This is a genomic window from Maricaulis parjimensis (genome assembly GCF_016817355.1).
Lineage (GTDB): Bacteria > Pseudomonadota > Alphaproteobacteria > Caulobacterales > Maricaulaceae > Maricaulis > Maricaulis parjimensis.
In genome coordinates this window covers 232,833-252,340 of sequence record NZ_JADOTT010000001.1, presented here as the reverse complement: position 1 = coordinate 252,340, position 19,508 = coordinate 232,833, and the positions used below count along the sequence as shown (strand labels likewise).

The window sequence follows — 19,508 nt, the reverse complement described above, 5'->3', positions numbered from 1 at the left end:
CTCACGTCGGCTCCAGCTCGGCGCCCAGGGCGCGCATATGGTCGAAGAAGTCCGGATAGCTGGTCGCGATCATGGCGACATCATCCACGGATGCGCCCGTGCGCGAGGCGAGGCCCAGAACCAGGCCGCTCATGGCCAGGCGGTGGTCGTGATGCGTCTGGGTACAGCCGCCGCCCTCAATGCCTTTGAGGCCGGCGCCATGAACGGTGAGGCTGTCTTCGCCGGCTTCAACCCGGACACCACTGGCAGCCAACAGGGCGGCTGTACCGGCAAGACGGTCACTTTCCTTGGCGCGCAGCTCTTCCAGGCCCGGCATGAAAGTGGTGCCTTCGGCGAAAGCCGCCGCGACGGACAGGATGGGATACTCATCGATCATCGCCGGTGCGCGCTCGGCCGGGACTTCAATCCCTTTGAGCGTCGAGGTGCGGGCCGTGATCGTCATCGTGCGTTCGCCGGCCATGTCAGGACCCGGCTCGAAGGTGAGGTCAGCCCCCATTTCCTTGAGCGTCTCGAACAGGCCGGTTCGGGCCGGATTGTCCATCACACCGGTCAGCGTCACCTCGCTGTCGGGAATGATGAGGGCGGCAACCAGGGCAAAGGCGGAGGAGGAGGGGTCTCCGGGCACGTCGACCGGGCAGGCGGTCAGGATTTGCGGGCCCGACAGACGGATGGTCGAGGCCGGCCCGTCGCGCGTGACGTCGATGGACACACCGAACGCCTTGAGCATGGTCTCGGTGTGGTCGCGCGTGATCTGGGGCTCATGGACACAGGTCTCGCCCGTCGCGCCGAGGCCGGCCAGAAGAACAGCGGATTTCACCTGGGCCGAGGCGATCGGCGGTGTGTAGTGGATGCCGTGCAGGCTGGAAGGGTCCAGATGGGCCGGCAGGCGGCCCTCTGTCGTGGTGAAACGGGCGCCCATTTCACCGAGCGGATCCGTGACCCGGCGCATGGGGCGCGAGGACAGGCTGGCATCGCCGATAAAATCGGCTCCGACACCGGCGCCCGCGACCACGCCCATGACCAGGCGGACGCCTGTACCGGCATTGCCGAAGTCCAGGGCTTCAGCCGGGGTGGAGAACTGGCCGCCACATCCGGTCACCTGCCACTCGCCCGGTCCGGTTCGGCTGACCGTGGCGCCCAGGGCGGCCATGGCCTTGCCGGTATTGAGCACATCCTCGCTCTCGAGCAGGCCGGTGATCCGGGTCTCACCCCGGGCCAGCGCGCCCATAATAAAAGAGCGATGGGAGATGGACTTGTCCCCGGGGGCGGACAAACGGCCCTTAAGGCCTTGGGCGGGACGCGCTTTCGCGGGGCCACGCAGACCGGAAGAAGTTTCGCTCATGAACGGAAAAGCAAGGTTTGAGGTGACATGACGGCGATCAGGTTTTGACAGAGCGCGGTGATCGTGGCAACGGGTGCCGCCGAAATTCGAAAAATGGTTGTGAAGGGAAGTCATGGCCAAGCCTGAACTGGGAACCAAGCGCACCTGCCCCAGCTGCGGTGCCAAATTCTACGATCTGGGCCGTCGTCCTGCGCGCTGCCCGAAATGCGAAACCGAGTTTGATCCGGAACTCGAGGATCCGCGCCTGAAAGCCAAGGCTGTGGAACCCGAGGAAGAGGACGCTCCGAAGAAGAAGCCGGACACGTCCGATGATGACGGCTATGGCGACGAAGACGATGATACGCCGGAAGTCGACGCCGAAGCCGACCGCATTCCGGATGATGACGATGATGATGACGAGAATTCGTCCGGTCTGAGCGACGACATCCCCGACGGGTTCGAGGAAGAGGATGTCGACGACGACTCCGATGATGACGACGACACCAATGTGCTGATCGATGATGATGAAGACGATGATTTCGGCGACTTCAACATCGAGAAGGACGAGGATCTCTAGGGCAGCTGCACAGCGCTGCACAAAGGGCGCAAAAGAGGCTTGATCCCGGCAAAATCCGGGACTAGTTTCCGCGCCTCTCGCCGGGACCCAAGCCGGCGGCACAAGTTTCGGGGCCATAGCTCAGTTGGGAGAGCGCTTGAATGGCATTCAAGAGGTCGGCGGTTCGATTCCGCCTGGCTCCACCAAGTCAAAACCCCGCCGGTTCCGGCGGGGTTTTTTCTTGGTCGGTTATTGCGGGTCGTCGGACCGTGCAGGGATCACGGTGGGGGCGATGGGTGGCGTTGCCTGCTGCCCGTAGAGACTGTCTGGCGTGAGGCCGTAATTGTCGAGAAATGCACGGCCGGCATCGTCGACGCCCTGTTGCCAGGCCGGGTCTGCTGGCAGGTGGGGCTGGAGCCGTTGCATGATATCGATGGCATACAGGTCTCCCCGCTGGGCCGCCATCTGCAGGAGCGCAACGCCCATCCGGGGTTCGTCCGGCCCACCCTCGCCGAATACCAGCATGGATCCGAGGCCTCGCATGGCATGCAGGTTTCCGCGTGAGGCGGCGTTCCGGTAGAGGGTGCGAGCCTCCGGGGCATTCACGGGCGTACCCTGGCCGACGGCGTGCATGACGGCCAGCGAGATCAGCCCGTCATCATAGCCGGTCTCGGCTGATCGCTGGACCCAGAGGAAAGCCTCTTCCTCATTGGCGCTCACGCCATCGCCATTGATCAGCATCATGCCAGCCTTCCAGGCGGAAAAACCGTCTCCGGCCAGGCCGGCGGCCTGATAATGCGACAGGGCTGCGGCCGGGTTTCTCGGTCCGGCCTCCCCGGATTCGAGAAGCTGGCCGGCGGTGCGGTTGAACAGGCTGTTGCGGGGGTCCGCTTGCAGGCCGGCACTTACCAGCTCCAGCGCCTCGGCAAGATCATCGGTTGTGCCGTCGACTTCGAAGAAGGCGGCAACGCCCAAATAACCGATGATCAGGTCCGGCAAGCCGTCCTGCAGATCGTCACGTTCCAGCAGGCGGCGAAGGCGGGTGACGGCCGAGACCTGCCGGTCTTCATCCCAGGACAGAAGGTCGCGAATGGCGACATTGATGTTGCCGCCGGCATCCCCGAGGGCTGCAGCATCCTGGAAGATGGCATAGGCGGCTTCAGGATTGGCGGGGCCGCCGAAATCGGTATCCGTGATCACGCCGAGTAGGTTCATGGCATTGCCAAGGCCTTGTTCTGCCTGGGCTTGGACGTCGGCGCGCAAGGCCTGTTCGGCATCCGGGTCTCGAGGTTCGGTTTCCGCCAGTGCCAGGAAACGGTCGAACAGTCCGTCAAATGCGCTTTCGCTCGCGTTCGGCGCGACAGCGATGTCAGTACCCTGCGCCGTCGCCGGACCTGCTATCGCGCACAACAGCAAGACGCCGGCGTAAAACCCGTCTCTGATCATTCAGGAATCCCCCATGCTGTGGAGCACTATTTATGCAGCCTAGGGTTTGGTCAAATCCTGCCGTCCTATTCAATCTCCGTCAGCAATGTGTCCATGCGTGCCCGGGCCTGGGCGAGGGTTTCCGGGGGCAGGCTGGCGTCGAGGGTTTCAATCGTGTCGAGTGCATCATCATCCCCGAAGGAGGCCGCCACGCCGTACCACGCGCGGGCCTCGACCGGGTCGGTTTCGCCGGAGACGCCATCCATCAGGGCATCGGCCAGGGCGAGCATGGCCAGAGTGTCGCCGCCCCGGCTGCCCTGCATCCAGTGATCCAGTGCCGCCCCTCCGTCCACTTCGCGGCCGAGCCCCTCCATGGCGGCAATGCCCAGCAGGTAGTGGGCATTGGTCAGTCCGGGGTCGAGGGCCAGGGCTGTGCCGGCCAGTTCCACGGCGCGGGCAATGTCCGCAGCGTCTTCCGAACCGAAGAACAGGGCGTCGGCGAGGGTGAGCCGGGCCAGGGCCCCGAAATCGGGATCATCGGCGAGGGTTTCCAGCAGGGCGAAGGCTTCGCTCTCTTCGTCCTCATAATCATAGAGCAAAAGCTCGGCGAGGGCGTATCCGGCAGCGGCGTCTTCGGCGTGCCAGGCGAGTTCGAAAAAGGCGCGGGCCCGGTCCGGATCGGCGTCGGTCCCGATGCCGTCGAGATAGATTTGTCCGAGCACGTAATTGGCATAGGCCAGGTCGGCATCGGCCGCACGGGTCAGCCAGTAGCGGCCCGTCTCATAATCGGGGCTGCCGGTTTCGGGGAAGGTCAGCTCATAGCCGAAGTCGAAGGCGGCTCCGCGATCACCCGCTTCCGCAGCGCTGCGCAGGCTGGCGAGGTCGGTCTGGGCCAGCAGTGAACCCGCACTCAGGGCCAGGCTGAGGGCGCAGAGGGTTTGTCGCAACATGGTGGGGCTCCCATTGGCATGTCTGGCCGGGAGCAAAGCAGGCAGCGGCTGAACGCGGCATGTACGCCGCATTCAGCTCTTCTGTCTGGTGACAGTCTGCTGTTGGATCAGGCCGCGTCGCTGGCGGGTTCACCAGCCAGAACGGCATGAACCGCGTCGGCATCGGGCGCCGCACGCAGGCGCTGGCGGACATCCTCGCGGCGCAGCAGGCGTGAAACGCGTGCCAGTGCCTTGAGGTGTTCCGCCCCGGCATCCTCGGGCGCGATCAGCATGAAGATCAGGTCCGCAGGACGGCCGTCGATCGATTCGAAATCCACCGGCGAGCGCAGGCGTGCGAACACGCCGACAACCTCGTCGACCCCGGCAAGCCGGGCATGGGGAATGGCAACGCCCTGGCCGACACCGGTCGAGCCGAGACGTTCGCGTTGAAGCACGGCATCGAAGATGTCGCGGGCCGACAGCCCGGTGAGCTCTGCGGCGACGTCAGACATCGCTTGCAGGGCCTGTTTCCGGCTGGATGCGCCCAGATCAACGGCCACACCCCCATTGGGGATCAAATCAGCTAACGCCATTGTACGACTTCTCGTTCCTAGGCCGACTTCGCAGTGTCTGTCCGCGACGGATCCAGCCAGCCGATATGGCCGTCCGGGCGCCGGTAGACGATGTTCAGACCGCCACTTGCCGCATTCCGGAACATGAGGAAAGGCGAGTCTGCCGCTTCCAGTTCCAGCGAGGCCATGCCGACCGTCAGGGTCCGCATCTCGCCGGGCCGTTCCGCAATCACGATTGGCTCGGGCGCCCCATTGGCGGGTGCGCCGCTGTCTTCCTGCTCATCGTAATCATCATCAAGGCCATTATCGGGCGAGCCCTGAAGTACCAGAATCGGCATGGACTCGGCCGGAAGTTCGGCCTTGTTGGCATTGTGGTGGTTCTTGAGTTTCCGCTTGTAGCGGCGGAGGCGCTTCTCCAGGCGCTCCATGGTATCGACAGCTGCCTTGTAGGCATCATCGGCAGAACCGTGAGCCTGCAGCATGGCACCCGAGGGCAGATGCAGCGAACAATCGACGCGAAAGCCGACGCCTTCGCGCGAGATCGAGACATAGGCCTCACCCGGGCGATTGAAGTATTTGGTCACCCCGTCTTCGACACGGCCGAGGATTTGCTCCCGCAGTGCGTCGCTGACGTCGATGCCTTTGTTGACCACCTGTATTTGCATGCGCTCCTTCCCGCCGGCCATACACCGGCACGTGAGGCGTTGACGTGTGGTTGCCGCCCCGATCCGGAAAAGCGGGCGGAACCTAGTCGCGGGTCACGGTTGGAGTCAATCGCAAGCTGGCTCCGAAAACCGTCGCACCGCGACGGCGGCGGACCGGATCCGCCGAGGCGCCTTAGGCAAGCTTTCCCTAGCCAGCTCGTTTCAGAATACGACGGCGCTGGACCGAGGAAGGGATGTTGAGCGCCTCCCGGTATTTGGCCACAGTCCGACGGGCAATTTCAATCCCTTCATCACGCAAATGCTCAACCAATTTGTCATCGGAGAGCACATCGTCCGCCGACTCCTGGCCGATCATGGTCTTGATCCGGTAGCGGACGGCTTCTGCAGAATGGGATTCGCCGCCGCCGGCTGACGGGATGGCGGAGGTGAAGAAATATTTCAGCTCGAACATGCCGCGCGGCGTGGCGACATATTTGTTGGAGGTGACCCGGCTGACCGTCGACTCATGCATGCCGATCGCATCGGCCACAGTCTTCAGATTGAGCGGGCGAAGATAGGCCACGCCATGGGCCAGGAACATGTCCTGCTGGCGCACAATCTCGCTGGCGACCTTGAGAATGGTACGGGCGCGCTGGTCCAGGCTTTTCACCAGCCAGGATGCGTTCTGCGAACACTCGGTGATGAAGGTCTTGTCGCTTTCGGAGCGGGCGACGGCCACGATTTCATTGAAATACGTGTTGTTGACCAGAACGCGCGGCAGGGTGTCGGTGTTCAGTTCCACCTGCCAGGCCCCGTCCGGAGACTGGCGGATGAAGACATCCGGCTCCACGGCGCGGGTCGTGTCCGAGGTGAAGGCATGGCCCGGCTTGGGCGTGAGGTCGCGGATTTCCGCGATCATCTCGTCGAGATCCTCATTATCGACACCACACAGGGATTTCAGTGCGGCATAGTCATGGCGAGCCAACCGGTCGAGATTGTCCAGCAGGGCGGCCATGGCCGGATCCAGACGGTTCTTTTCCTTGAGCTGCAGCGCGAGGCATTCGGGCAGGTCCCGCGCCATGACACCGGCCGGGTCGAATGTCTGGGTCAGTTCCAGCATGCGTTCGATACGGGCCCGCTCGACGCCGAGCTGGCTGGCGACCTCGTCGAGATCGGCGCGCATATAGCCGTCATCATCAGCCAGATCGATCAGGTGCGCCCCGATCATCTTGTCGACCGGGTCGGCCGTGGCCGTGGACAGCTGGTCATGCAGGTGTTCGGACAGGGAAATCTCGCGCGAGGAATTGGCGATCGCGTCATAGTCCTCGCTGACGGCACCGGACCCGCCGCCTGAACCGGGCGAGGACCACTGGCTGTTCGCGCCCATGGCTTCACCAGGCGCGGCTTCCACGCCGGACAGGTCCGATTTGGAGTCGTCACCGTGCAGCATGTCCGAATCGGCATCGAGCGAATCGCTGGCATCGGCGGAGGGGGCAGCGAGTTCCAGCTCGCGCGGCTCGCCTTCACCCTCTTCGCGCAGCGATTCGGTGGATGATTCGCGCTCGTCGCGTTCCAGCAGCGGATTGCGTTCCAGCTCGCCTTCGACGAACTCGGCAAGCTCGATATTCGAGAGCTGCAACAGCTTGATGGCTTGTTGGAGCTGGGGCGTCATCACCAGGGACTGGCCCTGGCGCATATCCAGCTTCTGCATCAATCCGGCCATGTGAACCTCTGTTTGGTACGTTTCCTGCAGAGGTTAATCAGCCAAAACTTTCTCCGAGATAAACGCGACGCACGTCCGGGTCGGCCCGGATCTCCGCCGGAGAGCCCTCAAACAGAACTTCACCCTCGTGGATGATCGTGGCTCTGTCAGTGATTTCAAGGGTTTCGCGGACATTGTGGTCGGTAATCAGAATTCCGATCCCGCGTTCCTTCAAAAATTTGATCAGGTCGCGAATATCGGCAATCGCCAGCGGATCGATACCGGCGAAGGGTTCGTCCAGCAGCATGAAAGAGGGGCGAGTCGCGAGGGCGCGGGCGATTTCCACACGGCGGCGCTCACCGCCCGACAGGGACGGGGCCGGGGCATCGCGCAGATGGGAGATGCGCAATTCTTCAAGCAGCTGGTCGACCAGCTCATGACGCGCCTTGCGGTTCTTCTCGACGACTTCGGCCACGGCCAGGATGTTCTGGGCGACGCTCATTCCGTGGAAGATGGATTTTTCCTGCGGCAGGTAACCGATGCCGAGGCGGGCCCGCTGGTACATGGGCAGGCGGGTGATGTCCTCGCCATCCAGCAGGATGCGGCCGTAATCGACCTCCACCAGGCCGGTGATCATGTAGAAACAGGTCGTCTTGCCAGCGCCGTTCGGACCCAGAAGGCCAGCAACCTCGCCCCGCTGCAGGGAGACGGAAACCCCGTTTACGACCGGGCGTTTGCCATAGGTCTTGCCGATCTGCTCGACGACCAGACCCGGGCGTGCCGGTTCGGCATTCATGTCTTGGGACAGGGATTCTTGAAGGGCCATGGGGTCCGTTGAAACAGGATTAGCGATTGGACGGGCTGTCAGGGTCGGCCGGCGTATCGCCGTCCTGGCGGGTCTGGAGCACGGCGCGAACCCGGCCACCTTCACCGGATTCCCAGCTGGAATTCCCGGTCTGGAGATTGGTCACGAAGCGCGTCGCCGTAATGACGTTCTCGCCCTGATTGATCACGACATCGCCTGTCAGGACGATGGTTTCCGTCGCCAGGGTGTAAACGCCTTCCTGGCCGCGGGCGCGCTGGGTCGGTGTGATGTAGTAGACATCGCCGGCCGCGACGATGCGGTCGATATCACCCCAGCCGCCGGTTCCGCTGCCCGTGCCATTGCCGGTGTAGAAAACATCAATGCGCTGGGCCCGGATGGATGAGGTGCCCTGGATCGCGTTGACATTGCCCTGCCAGATGATGCGGCGTTCGGCGTCGAGCACATCGACATGATCCGCTTCGATATCGAGCGGGAGGCTGGAATTGCCGATCTGTGCCTGGGCCGGAACCAGGCCGGCCAGAACCAGGGCGAGCCCCAACAGGAATTGCCGCATCATTCGCTTTCCTCTTCTGGTGCCGGTTCAGCCGGCACCGGCGCTGTCCGGTCCTGAATCAGTCGGGCCCGGACACGGCCCTCAAATACAATATGATCACCGCCATCGCGAATCTCGTAGCGATCCGCGCGGATCGTTCCCATCGGACCGGTGCCCTCAACCGGTTCTTCGCCGGTCACTCTTTCCTCACGCAGATAGATGCGCGCATGGTTGGAGGCGAAGCTGTAGCCCTCCGGTGTCGACAGGTTCACGCTGGAGTGCAGGTCGAGCGTCCGGTTGGGCAGATCGTAGAATCCGGTCTCAGCCAGCACGCGGGACGTGTCACCGGCCAGGAAGTCGTAATCCAGGCGCGGGCGTTCCAGTTCGGTCACGCCGGGGGCGGCGCCTTCGCGACGGATGGCGACGTCGGCCGTGATCGCATAGGGCGTCAGGCTTTCATCGCGACCCGTGAAGCGCGGATTGGTCATCCGGCCTTCGCTGGACGCCGTCTGGGGGTCGCCCTCCGTGGTTCCGAAACTGCCCAGGACAAGCTGGAAGACCAGCAGGACCAGGATGCCGATCGCCGCGGACATGAAGAGCAGGCGCAGCCAGCGGACAAAGGCCGTGCGCCGGCGGGCCACATCCAGCGCCAGGGCACGCCGCGGCTCCCAGCTCCCGTGATGGGTGGGCTGCAGGGCTTCCAGGCCGGGATTGGCAGTGACGCTCATATCGAGATCTGTTCCGGAGGCGGCCTGCGGGGCAGGCGGACGGGTCAGGACAAATGACCCGGCTTTGCAGGCCTTTTCAAGGCAAGCCGGTCAGGAGTGGGCAAAAATATCGGTTTCCGGCCAGCCGGCGAGGTCCAGACGGGCGCGCGTCGGCAGGAAGTCGAAACAGGCACGGGCCAGCTCCATCCGGTTTTCCCGCTCCAGCATTTCGGTCAAACGGTCGCGCAGGGCGTGCAGGTGCAGGACATCGGAGGCCGCATAATCGAGCTGGGCCGGCGACAGTTCGGCCGCGCCCCAGTCCGAGCTCTGCTGTTGCTTGTCCATATTGATGCCGAGGAGTTCCCGGGTGACGTCCTTGAGGCCGTGCCGGTCGGTATAGGTGCGGCAGAGCTTGGAGGCGATCTTGGTGCAGAAGACCGGTGCCAGGGTCACGCCGAGATAATTCTCGACCATCGCGACGTCGAAACGGGCGAAGTGCAGGATTTTCTCGATCGACGGATCGGAGAGCAACGCCTTCAGGTTCGGGCAGTCATAAGAGGACCGGTCCATCTGGACGACATGGGCATTGCCATCACCGGACGATAATTGCACCACGCACAGCATGTCGCGGGTCAGCGACAGGCCGAGGGTTTCCGTATCGACCGCAACCGCCTTGCCGAAATCGATCCCGGCGGGCAGGTCGCCCTTGTGATAGTGCACCGTCATATCATGTGTCCTTCTGTGTGACCTGCGTCCTAGCGCCGGGCGGCGGCGGGCGCAATGGCGTCCAGCTTGTCCGACAGGCTTGTGCGCTCATCCCGGTTGAGAAATTGCGGCGGAGACACTTCCGGTGCCGGGTCGCCGGCAATGACCGCGTCGAGCAGGCGGGTGGCGATGGCGCCATCCTCCGTAGCCAGCCAGGCCGTCCGGCGTTCCTGCAGGGCCCGGGCGCTGTCGCCGGCATTGCCCGGCGTCAATTCAAACCCGAAAACCGCATGGCCGAAGGGGTCATTTTCACGCCGGTCTTGCATCCGTTCCAGCATGGCGGACCCGATATGGGGCAGATAGTGCGAGGGCTCGTAGAAGGCCGGATGGGCGTCGGACTGGTCCGGAGCTGGCGCTGGCAGGCTGGCGAAAGGCTGGAAGCCGGAGAAGTCCCACAGGACGGCACTGCCCCCCGGCACGCAGGTGGAAGCAGGCTGCCGGTCTGCATAGCGCTCGAACAGGGTCGCGAGTTCGACGCGGAAGGCGAGATAATCCTCCCCGCGGCCTGCCCGCCACATCGCCTCTTCCCGCCAGGCATGGAGCGGGTGGATGAAGCCGGTGACCTGAATGCCATTGGCCGTCAGGCGGTCGAGTACGGTTTCGAACAGGGCGAGGCGCTCCGGATCGAAATCATAGCCCAGATACCAGCGATACATGCCGCGCGTTCCGCCTTCATAGCGCTCAAGCTGGGCGCCTTCCGGGTAGGTGTCGGCCCAGGGAACGCGCGGTTCACCGCCGGTGAGATTGTCGGCGATCAATTGCACAGACGCGCCGAACGTGTTCGGGGAGAGGGCGACGCGTGCCAGCGAAAAGAGGCGATTGCCATCCGTCAGCGCGGAAAGCCAATAGGTCGCCTTGGCCTTTGAATGCGTGCCGAATTCATCGAGGTCGAGGCCGATCACGACACAGCGCAATGCCGGGCTTTCAGCGGCTAGAGCAGCGGCTTGGCTCAACTCGAAAATATTCGTGCCGCGCATGCCGGCATTATAGAGCCCGCCGGGCCAGTTTTCCGGCTCGTGCGGAAAGCCGTCCACCGTGCGTGATGATCCCAGAAGGATCGCGTGGTCACCGCCGCGGGCCAGCCGGTCGGCGACATGGACCCGGCCGCCATCCTCCAGCAGACGCGTATCGCGGCCGGTCAGGCCGGGAATGTCAGGCGCGCCGGTGATGCCGAACGGATCAATGAGCGCATTGAAACCGGCAAACAGGGTGAGGCTGGCAAACAGGGTGACCAGCAATGTCGAGGCGTAGCGCGGCATGACGGTCTCCCTAGAAGGTGTAATAGATGAATTCGGACGTCTTCCAGGCGTTCAGCACGGACAGGAAGAGCAGGAGGGCGGCGCAGATCGCCATGGCCCGGGAGAAGCGCCAGCGCAGGCCGGGTTTCGGCTTGATCTGGGCGTCTTTCAGCGTTTGCTCGTCGATCACGTCGGAGAAAATTTCCGGTGTGTCGGGCAGGGACCAGACAATGGCCAGGCCGAAGATGATCCAGGCCACAGCCTCGGTCGCGACGCCTTCCAGACCCCAGCCGGCAAAACCGAACATGCCCGCCAGGATGCGGCCGGCCCCGCTCCAGCTTTCGGCCCGGAAGAAGACCCAGGCGATGGTCGTGAAAGCGAAGGTGAGGCCGATGGCGAGGACGCGGCGATGGCCGTCAAACCAGCCCTTGGGGCCCCACTTGTTCCAATAATGGTTCACGGTCAGGCCCAGCCCGTGCAGTCCGCCCCAGATCACGAAGGTCCAGGCCGCGCCATGCCAGAGACCGCCCAGCAGCATGGTCGCCATGAGATTGATGGAGCGCCGGGTCTCGCCATGCCGGTTGCCGCCGAGCGGGATGTAGAGATGGTCGCGCAGGAAATGGCTCAGCGTGATGTGCCAGCGGCGCCAGAATTCCACGATGGAGGCGGATTTGTACGGCCCGTTGAAATTGACCGGCAGACGGAAGCCCAGGCAGCGGGCCAGGCCCAGCGCCATGTCGGAATAGCCGGAGAAGTCGAAGAAGATCTGCAAGGCGTAGGCGATGGCCCCGACCCAGGCGGCTACGAGGCCGGGCGTGTCGCCGCGCTCGGCCATGGCAAAGAGCGAGGAAGCGTAGGGCTCGATGCTCTCGGCGATCAGAACCTTTTTGGCGAGGCCGATCGCGAACAGGGACAGGCCGACGCCCAGATTGTCCCAGATATCGTCCTTGCGTTTGGTGTCGTTGAATTGCGAGGCGATCTGGTGGTGCTGGATCAGCGGGCCCGCCACGATGTGCGGGAAGAAGCTGACAAAGAGCGCGTGGGCGAAGAAGCGGCCCGGATCGGTTTTGTGGCGGGCCACATCCACCAGATAGGAGATCTGCTGGAAGGAGAAGAAGGAAATGGCCAGGGGCAGGCCCAGTCCCAGCTCCGGAATGTCGAGCCCGGTCAGGGCGTTGATATTGCTGGCCAGGAAGTCGGCATATTTGAAGAAGCCGAGCAGGGAGAGATTGAAAATGATCCCGATCGCCAGCAGCGGCTGATTGCCCCAGCGCCGCATGAAGCGGGCGATGATGTGGTTGGTGATGACCGAGATCAGCAGAAGCAGGACGTGGCGGATGAACCAGAGCGCCCGGATCACGCTCTCGCCATTGAACCCGGTTAGCTCGTGCCAGGGTGCGCGGGAGACGTCCCACCACGCATAGAAGAAGAAACTGGCTCCCGCGAGCAGGGAGAGGGCGGTCCAGTGCGAGATGTAGCGGCGCGCCAGATAATAGGCGAGCAGCACAGCCGGCAGGAAAAGAAACAGGAATTCGAAGGAATTGAAGATCATGCCAGCGCCGCGCCCCGAGTGGGCAGGACGCTAGCGGGCAGCGGCTGAAGCGGCAAGGCGGGGCTGCACGCGAGCTGGGGGCTGTGGATAACCGGACCTGTTTTGTGACAGCCGGGTGTCATTCAAGGATTTAGCGTATGCAATAATACTGCGAATAATGTCGAAGCATTGATCAAAAAGCGCAGAAAAACGAGTGTATAAGAGTCATTGCGTGAAATCCCGAAACGTCCGTGTACGGACTTTACAGGAGTAGGGAACGCTGTAACATTAGTGTCATACAACTGACCCCAATGAATTTCTCGCAGGAGGAGAAGTCATGAAAAAACAAACCATGATGATCGCAGCTTCCCTCGCTGGCGCCCTGGCCCTGGTCGGCACGACCACTGCGCAAACGCCGCAATCGGGTGAAGCCTTCGTTCTTGAAATGCTCGGCCAGCGCGGCTGGGAAGTGTCCTGCCGCCTGAACCAGGATGATGGCGATGTCATTGAATCCCGGGAACGCGGCCGCGGCCTTCACGATAATGGCCGTTTCGCCGTGGCGGATGTCACCGGCGGCCTGTGCTCCTACTCGGTCCCGGAGCGTGGCGAACTGCGCCTGACCGTTTCGGTGGAACACACCAGCTTTGCCTGCCCCTTCCCCGTGGATGATGCCGGTTTCTGCCGTGCCTATCTGCGCCCGGGCGATGAAGGCAGTTTCCAGATCACCCGCCGGGGCGCGTCCTCGGTGGCTCAGGCCGGAACGCGCTAAGCGACCCGCCTGACACTCGGCCCCCAACCTGTACGAAGCACATACAGGTCACTGAACGCCCGGCATCCCCCTGCCGGGCGTTTTGGTGTTTGGGGCATCGCCGCGCTCTATTGCCTCATGTGACAAAGCGTGACTGGCCGGGTGTCCTGATGCTGCCTAGTTTGCGGCTGCAAGGAGATCCGCCATGGAATTCGATGCCCTGCTCTTGTCCCGGCTGCAGTTTGCGTTTGTCGTCGCGTTTCACATTCTATTCCCGTCCTTCACGATCGGCCTCGCTGCCTTCCTGGCCGTGTGCGAGGGGCTGTGGCTGAAGACCGGCAAGGATGTCTTCCGGCGGCTTTATCTGCACTGGGTCAAGATTTTCGCGCTGGCCTTCGCCATGGGCGTCGTGTCGGGCGTGGTGATGTCCTACCAGTTCGGCACCAATTGGAGCGTCTTTTCCGAGCGGACCGGCAGCGTGATGGGGCCCTTGCTGGGCTATGAAGTTCTGACCGCCTTCTTCCTGGAGGCGACCTTCCTGGGCGTGATGCTGTTCGGCTGGAACCGGGTCGGTAACAAGCTCCACTTCGTGGCCACCTGCGCGGTTGCCATCGGTACGACCTTCTCGGCGTTCTGGATCCTGTCGGCCAATTCCTGGATGCAGACACCGGCCGGGTTTGCGACGGATCCGGTGACGGGGAATTTCTACGCGACCGACTGGTGGGCCGTGATCTTCAACCCAAGCTTTCCCAGCCGTTTCGCCCACATGATGCTGGCGGCCTATATCACGACTGCGGCCGTCGTCCTGGCCGCCGGAGCCTGGCAGGTGCTGCGCGGCCGCGGCACGGAACCGACGCGCTGGCAGATGCGGATGGCAGCGGGTACGCTCGCCTTGCTTCTGCCGCTGCAGATCTGGGCGGGACACTGGTCCGGCGAAGTGGCCCACCATCACCAACCGGCCAAGATCGCCGTGATGGAAGGGTGGTGCGAGACTGCAGACGTGCAGCCGACCCTGCTGCTGGCCTGGCCCTCGGACGGGGCCTGCGGGCGCGATGCGGTCGGTATCCCGGGCACCAGCCGTTTTCTGTTTGCCACGGATGAACCCCTGCAGGGCATGGACGCTTTCCCGGAAAGCGAACGTCCGCCCTTCTGGATCGTGTTCTGGAGTTTCCGGCTGATGGTGGGCGCCGGTCTGGCGCTTCTGGCGCTGGGGCTCTGGGGTGTGTTCCTGTGGTGGCACGGACGATTGGACCGGCCGGGCCTCTACCATTATCTCGCCGTTCCGGGCGGGGCGCTGGGCTTTCTGGCCGTGGTCACGGGATGGGTGACGGCCGAGGTCGGCCGCCAGCCCTACACGGTCTATGGCGTCCTCAGAACGGTCGACAGTGTCGCGCCGGTCGAGGCCGGGCAGGTCGCGTTCTCCCTGCTGGTCTTCATGATCGTCTATGCAATCATTTTCACGGCTGGCGTGATCTACATGGCGCGTATTGCATCGCGTGGGTTTGTTGATCAGCCGGCGACGGCCCGCCCCCGCGCGCCGGGGTCTCCTCTGGCCGCCGTCGATGATCCCGCGGAGCTTCCCGAAGCCTTTGAAGGGGAGAGCAAGTGATGCTGGACCTTCCGCTGATCTGGGCCCTGATCCTGGCCATTGGTGTGATGCTCTATGTCGTGCTCGACGGGTTCGATCTGGGCGTTGGCATCCTGACGGGCCGTGCGCGTTCGGACGAAGAACGCAACATGATGACGGCAACCGTCGAACCGGTCTGGGACGGGAATGAGACCTGGCTGATTATCGGCGGTGGAGGCTTGTTCGCCGCCTTCCCGACCGCCTATGCGATCCTGATGCCGGCCTTTTATCTGCCGATACTGGTCATGCTGGCCGCCCTCATCTTCCGGGGCGTGGCCTTCGAGTTCCGGCACAAGGCGGTCCGCCCTGTGACCCGGCGCTTCTGGAATGCCGCCTTCTTCGGCGGTTCCTTCGCAGCGGCGCTGTCGCAGGGTGTGATCCTGGGCGCCTTCGTGCAGGGTGTGGCCGTGGAGGATGGCGTGTTTGCGGGACGTCCCTTTGACTGGCTGACGCCGTTCAGCCTTCTGGTCGGCGTCTCGGTCGCGACGGGCTATATCCTGCTCGGCGCCGGCTGGTTGTACCTGAAGACCGAGGGCGAGCTGCAGAGGCGCGCCCGCGGCTGGGCCCGGGCCGCGCTGATCGTGCTGGCAGCCTGTTTCCTGGCGGTGAGCCTGGCGACCCTGTCCGTCAATGAGCAGGTGGTGCAGCGTTGGGGGTTCTCCATGACGGAGATCCGTCCGGCCGTGCTGATCCCGCTCCTGCCCATCCCGCTGGCGGGCATGGTGTTGTGCGGGCTGCTCTGGCGTGCCCTGTCCGCTTCTCCCGGCCAGGCGAAAGGACATGACGCCTGGCCGTTCCTGATCACGATCGGGATTTTCCTGTCGGGATATCTGGGCCTGGCGGTCTCGCTCCTGCCCTTCATTGTGCCCTATCAGGTAACGATCCACGAGGCGGCGGCGCGTGATAATGCGCTGGCCTTCATGCTGGTCGGTGCCGTGATCATGCTGCCTGTCATCCTGGCCTACACCGCCTATGTCTACCGGCTCTTCTGGGGCAAGGTTCAGCCGGGGGATGGCTATCATGACTAGGCGGGACTGGACGCGGTGGCTGGAGCCGGCCGGGCCGCCTGCGGCCGACACAAAACTCGCCCCGACGCGGCAATGGCTCTGGTTCGCCGGGCTGGCGCTGGCAGGCGGACTGGTGGTTGCCGCGACAGCCTATGTTCTTCGAGGGCTGCTTCTGTTGGCGCAGTAGACGGCTTCAGGCCAAACAAAAACCCCGCAGCCGGTTGGCTCGGGGTTTTTGTTTCATTCCCCCAACGGAGAATGGTGCCCAGGAGAAGAGCGCGGGAGAATTTTTGAGCTCTTCAATGCGTTGTAATTTCAATGCGTTATGCTTGGCGTGGTCGATTGGTACATGGCGCGTTGTTGAACTCCATGTACCAAATCGTGGTGCGGCGCTGGGGTCAAGATGCGCGTCTCACCCTGTCCAGTGCGGCCTTTAGCATCCAGTCGAGGACCCTATCTCGGATCTCCTTGTCCGAGAAAAAGATGCTTTGCATCTCGCCGTCACGCTGAAAGGCCGCCGCCACTCCAGCGGTTGCCCGTTGCCGAAACGCGCCTTGCACGACGTCAACCGGGTTGTCTTCCAACATCGCTCGCATGTTGCGGTCGTCGAGCAGCTGCTCCGTTACGTCGACAAAGCGGCGTGTGTCTTCCTCGGAGAAGCTTGTCCCGTGCCGTTCGTTGAAGGCGTCGATGATCTCCTGGAGAGTCTTGGCTTCCTTCTCAGTGAAAGGCTTGGCCGCGAACTCGCTGATAGGCTTCAGGGCTGTCGTGTCCCCTTCGTGAAGGGACGCGGACCCATCTTTCTTGTGTTCCACCTTGAAAGCTGCGAGGCGGAGCATGTCGTCCGTGATGTCAGGGTCTTCAGGCTGCTCTCTGTCGGGCAGCTTTCGGTCCAACCAGGAGGCGTAGACGTAAAGTTTCTCCAGCCAGGTGTCCCCTAGGGTCATGATTTGGGCCAGGAAGACATAGAAGCGTTGATAGCTCTTCAAGAGTTGACGGAATTCCTCGCGACGCCCCTCTGCGTCCTCAGCCTGCCAGCGATCCACCGCATTGCGAACGATGGCTTCCAGAGAAGGCCGGTCTGCTGTGGTCACCCCTTCCGGTTTGAAGTAGATCGCCGCAAACCTGTCGATCTCCGGCCGGTCTATGAAGCCGTAACTGATGATTTTCTGTTCCAGCTCGTAGATCTGGTTGGGGTCAGAGCGTTCTTCCAGCGTGGTCGCTTCGAAGAAAGGCTTGAAGGCCTCCTGGATGTCCTCGATGGAGTTCTGGAAGTCGAGGATGAAGGTCCTGTCCTTGCCCCGCTTGGTCCGGTTGAGACGCGAGAGTGTCTGGACAGACTGGAGGCCCGCCAGCTTGCGGTCGACATACATGGCGCAGAGCTTGGGCTGGTCGAAACCGGTCTGGTATTTCTCGGCCACGATGAGGAGGTGGTAGTCGCCCTTGTCGAACTTCTTGGGCAGTTCCGTCTCGGCGAACCCGTTGAGTTCCGGTTCAGTGATCTCGCCCCCGGTTCCATCCGGGAGCGCTCCGGAAAACGCCACGAGAACACCCAGATCGTCATAGTTCTTCGAAGCCAGATAGCGTTCCATCCCCCGATAGTATTTCAGGGCCGCTTCCCGGCTGGCTGTGACCACCATCGCCTTCGCTTCACCGCCCAGCTCATGCATCACATGGCGGCGGAAGTGTTCGACGATCACCTCGACCTTCTGATCGATGGCCTCGTCGTGGAGATGCGCGAACTTGGCGACCTTGCGCTGGGCCTTCGAACCTTCGAAGCGCGGATCGTCCTCGATGGTCTTCTCCAGCTCGTAATAGGCCTGGTAGGTCGAGTAGTTCTTCAGCACATCCAGGATGAAACCTTCCTCGATGGCCTGACGCATCGAATACAAGTGGAAGGGATGGGGCTTTCCGTCCTCGCCAGGATGTCCGAAGCGCTCCAGCGTGACGTTCCGGGGTGTCGCCGTGAAAGCGAAGTAGGAGATGTTCTCCTGCGGCCCTCGTTCGTTCTGGTAGGCGAGGATGATGTCCTCCGCAGAACGGCCTTCCTCCTCGGCTTCCTGCGCTGTCAGAGCCTTGGAGACAGCCTCCGCTGCCTTACCGGACTGCGAACTGTGCGCCTCGTCCATGATCACGGCGAACGTCTTGTGCGCCTGGGCAGAGATCGCGGTGAGATGCTCGGTGCCGAACTTCTGGATCGTCGACACGATGATCTTCGCGCCCGCCTCTAAGGCTTCCTTGAGTTGACGAGACGTTCCATCGATAGCCCGGACTACGCCCGGCGTCTGCTCCAGGTCGGTGAGCGTTTTCTGGAGCTGCCTGTCGAGAACCCGGCGGTCGGTCAGGATGATGGCCGTATCGAAGATCGACTTGTCGTCCTCGGTATGGAGCTTGATCGCCTGGTGGGCCGTCCAGCCGATGGTGTTCGATTTCCCTGAGCCGGCCGAGTGCTGGATGAGATAGTTCTGCCCGCATCCGTGTTCGCGAGCATGGGCCATCAGCTTTCGCACGGCGTCGAGCTGCTGGAAGCGCGGGAAGATCATCACACCGTCTTCATTGAGGTGGATGAAGCGTCCGATGATGTCGAGCAGGACCTCCCGCGCGAAGATCGCTTTGCCGTCCGGCAGGTCCCGGTAGAGATAGGCGATACGGAACTCCTCGGTTCCGTCGTCCAGTTTCACATCCGGGTTCCCACCGCCTCCCTCGCGGCCCCGGTTGAACGGCAGGAAATAGGTGCTGCCATTGGCCAGCCGCGTGGCCATCGAGACATAGTCCTGGTCCAGCGCGAAGTGGACGAGAGCGCCGCGCTTGAACGTCAGTAGAGGCTCACCAGCGGGCGAGCGGTCCTTCTTGTACTGCTTCTCTGCAGTCTTGTAGTTCGACCCTGTGAGCGTGTTCTTGAACTCGAAGGTCGCGACCGGGATGCCGTTCACATAGAGGACGGTGTCGATCCGGTTGCCGTTCTTGGTCGAGTATTCGACTTCCTGGATCACCGAGAGGATGTTCGCTTCGTAGAGCCGTACCAGATCAGGATTGATCGACGAGGCAGGCTTGAAGGCGCAGAGCTGGAACTTGATGTTCGGCACCAGCTTGATGCCCTTGCGCAGGACTTCCAGCGTCCCGAAGGTCCTCAGATCCTTGGTGAGCTTGTCGATCACCGTGCGCTGCTCGGAACCAGGATAGTTCGAAGCGAGTGTCGCCCAGGCATCCGGCTGGGAAGTCTTCAGGAACTCGCAGACCAGTGCGACATCGAGCGCGAGCGGCTTGTCGTGGTCGTCAGGCTGGCGTTCGCGATAGCCTTGGTGGGCTACCAGCTGCTGGACGAAGTGTTCCTGGACGGCGATTTCGCGGTGTAGCGCGGACTGTGTGATTGCCATG

General features: G+C 62.9%; 18 protein-coding genes and 1 tRNA gene. 6 read left to right on the top strand and 13 right to left on the bottom strand.

Translation table 11 applies throughout. From position 1 onward, the window contains the following. Position 1 precedes the first annotated feature (1 nt). The gene (gene aroA, locus I0K07_RS00940) at positions 2-1,342 is read right to left on the bottom strand and encodes a 3-phosphoshikimate 1-carboxyvinyltransferase (protein WP_203290794.1); all 1,341 of its coding nucleotides are present in this window, start codon (positions 1,340-1,342) and stop codon (positions 2-4) included. Positions 1,343-1,454: 112 nt separating this feature from the next. Between aroA and I0K07_RS00935 the strand changes: the two genes are divergently transcribed. Beyond that, positions 1,455-1,898 (top strand): TIGR02300 family protein, encoded by a 444-nt coding sequence (locus I0K07_RS00935; protein ID WP_203290793.1) that lies wholly within the window; start codon positions 1,455-1,457, stop codon positions 1,896-1,898. Between the two features lie 109 nt (positions 1,899-2,007). Then, a tRNA-Ala gene (locus I0K07_RS00930) sits at positions 2,008-2,083 on the top strand. A gap of 43 nt (positions 2,084-2,126) precedes the next feature. Here the strand turns inward: I0K07_RS00930 and I0K07_RS00925 are convergent. The 11 genes from I0K07_RS00925 to I0K07_RS00875 form a co-directional block, all read right to left on the bottom strand. Beyond that, entirely contained in the window at positions 2,127-3,323 is a 1,197-nt protein-coding gene (locus I0K07_RS00925; protein WP_203290792.1) for a tetratricopeptide repeat protein, read from the bottom strand. A 65-nt stretch (positions 3,324-3,388) separates the two neighbouring features. Next, positions 3,389-4,252, bottom strand: coding sequence for a tetratricopeptide repeat protein (locus I0K07_RS00920; RefSeq protein WP_203290791.1), 864 nt, complete (start codon positions 4,250-4,252; stop codon positions 3,389-3,391). A 107-nt stretch (positions 4,253-4,359) separates the two neighbouring features. Beyond that, a complete protein-coding gene (ptsN, locus tag I0K07_RS00915; protein ID WP_203290790.1) occupies positions 4,360-4,824 on the bottom strand; it encodes a PTS IIA-like nitrogen regulatory protein PtsN in 465 nt (154 codons plus the stop codon). A gap of 17 nt (positions 4,825-4,841) precedes the next feature. Next, positions 4,842-5,468 (bottom strand): ribosome hibernation-promoting factor, HPF/YfiA family, encoded by a 627-nt coding sequence (gene hpf / locus I0K07_RS00910; RefSeq protein WP_203290789.1) that lies wholly within the window; start codon positions 5,466-5,468, stop codon positions 4,842-4,844. A gap of 187 nt (positions 5,469-5,655) precedes the next feature. Next, positions 5,656-7,170 carry an RNA polymerase factor sigma-54 gene (gene rpoN, locus I0K07_RS00905; protein WP_203290788.1) on the bottom strand — a complete coding sequence of 505 codons (1,515 nt, stop codon included), beginning with the start codon at positions 7,168-7,170 and terminating at the stop codon, positions 5,656-5,658. 37 nt (positions 7,171-7,207) lie between these two features. Beyond that, complete coding sequence (lptB, locus tag I0K07_RS00900) at positions 7,208-7,975, bottom strand: LPS export ABC transporter ATP-binding protein (RefSeq protein ID WP_238934367.1); 768 nt, start codon at positions 7,973-7,975, stop codon at positions 7,208-7,210. 19 nt (positions 7,976-7,994) lie between these two features. Then, complete coding sequence (locus I0K07_RS00895) at positions 7,995-8,531, bottom strand: LptA/OstA family protein (protein WP_203290787.1); 537 nt, start codon at positions 8,529-8,531, stop codon at positions 7,995-7,997. After that, positions 8,528-9,235, bottom strand: a complete 708-nt coding sequence (lptC, locus tag I0K07_RS00890; RefSeq protein ID WP_203290786.1) for an LPS export ABC transporter periplasmic protein LptC — start codon at positions 9,233-9,235, stop codon at positions 8,528-8,530. The genes I0K07_RS00895 and lptC overlap by 4 nt, the downstream gene beginning before the upstream one ends. A gap of 90 nt (positions 9,236-9,325) precedes the next feature. Further along, on the bottom strand, positions 9,326-9,940 hold the full coding sequence (locus I0K07_RS00885) for a ribonuclease D (RefSeq protein ID WP_203290785.1): 615 nt from the start codon (positions 9,938-9,940) through the stop codon (positions 9,326-9,328). 29 nt (positions 9,941-9,969) lie between these two features. Then, on the bottom strand, positions 9,970-11,238 hold the full coding sequence (locus I0K07_RS00880; RefSeq protein ID WP_203290784.1) for a hypothetical protein: 1,269 nt from the start codon (positions 11,236-11,238) through the stop codon (positions 9,970-9,972). A 10-nt stretch (positions 11,239-11,248) separates the two neighbouring features. Further along, positions 11,249-12,769, bottom strand: a complete 1,521-nt coding sequence (locus I0K07_RS00875; protein WP_203290783.1) for an MBOAT family O-acyltransferase — start codon at positions 12,767-12,769, stop codon at positions 11,249-11,251. Positions 12,770-13,085: 316 nt separating this feature from the next. On the opposite strand from I0K07_RS00875, the gene I0K07_RS00870 reads away from it, so the two are divergent. The 4 genes from I0K07_RS00870 to I0K07_RS00855 all read left to right on the top strand — a co-directional run bounded on the left by I0K07_RS00870 (position 13,086) and on the right by I0K07_RS00855 (position 16,317). Then, complete coding sequence (locus tag I0K07_RS00870; protein ID WP_203290782.1) at positions 13,086-13,517, top strand: hypothetical protein; 432 nt, start codon at positions 13,086-13,088, stop codon at positions 13,515-13,517. A 184-nt stretch (positions 13,518-13,701) separates the two neighbouring features. Beyond that, positions 13,702-15,105 (top strand): cytochrome ubiquinol oxidase subunit I, encoded by a 1,404-nt coding sequence (locus tag I0K07_RS00865; RefSeq protein WP_203290781.1) that lies wholly within the window; start codon positions 13,702-13,704, stop codon positions 15,103-15,105. Further along, a complete protein-coding gene (cydB, locus tag I0K07_RS00860; protein WP_203290780.1) occupies positions 15,105-16,151 on the top strand; it encodes a cytochrome d ubiquinol oxidase subunit II in 1,047 nt (348 codons plus the stop codon). Before I0K07_RS00865 ends, cydB begins: the two co-directional genes overlap by 1 nt. After that, the gene (locus I0K07_RS00855) at positions 16,144-16,317 is read left to right on the top strand and encodes a hypothetical protein (protein ID WP_203290779.1); all 174 of its coding nucleotides are present in this window, start codon (positions 16,144-16,146) and stop codon (positions 16,315-16,317) included. Before cydB ends, I0K07_RS00855 begins: the two co-directional genes overlap by 8 nt. A gap of 211 nt (positions 16,318-16,528) precedes the next feature. On the opposite strand, the gene I0K07_RS00850 is transcribed toward I0K07_RS00855, so the two are convergent. Further along, complete coding sequence (locus tag I0K07_RS00850) at positions 16,529-19,507, bottom strand: type I restriction endonuclease subunit R (RefSeq protein WP_203290778.1); 2,979 nt, start codon at positions 19,505-19,507, stop codon at positions 16,529-16,531. Between the last annotated feature and the right edge of the window lies 1 nt (position 19,508).